Here is a 279-nt window from a genome sequence, read left to right on the forward strand (position 1 = left end):
ACTGCAGGCGCGCGAAGCGGCGGGCGAGGCGGCCGTGCTGCTGGCGCTGGTCGCCAAGGGTGACGCCAGGGACGCGGCCGAGATCACCCGCCGACACGCCGATCTGAAGCGGCGTCTGGACGCCCTGGGCCAGACCGCCAAGAATGTGGTCGATTTCCCCGGCGCGCAGCGCGAGACGGCCGACCGGGCCGCCCTGGCCCGCGCCTTCTGGCGGCTGCGCAGCGACATCGTCATCCTGGGGCGTGGTTTCCACGACGAGGGGGCGGACGGGCGGCTGCC

1 protein-coding gene is annotated in these 279 nt (G+C 74.6%); it reads left to right on the top strand.

Translation table 11 applies throughout. The features are described 5' to 3' along the window. On the top strand, positions 1 to 279 hold a 279-nt coding region (locus CVH10_RS25950; RefSeq protein WP_219924872.1), incomplete at both ends, for a hypothetical protein.

The sequence above is a fragment of the Halomonas sp. ND22Bw genome, assembly GCF_003011945.1.
Lineage (GTDB): Bacteria > Pseudomonadota > Gammaproteobacteria > Pseudomonadales > Halomonadaceae > Halomonas > Halomonas halophila.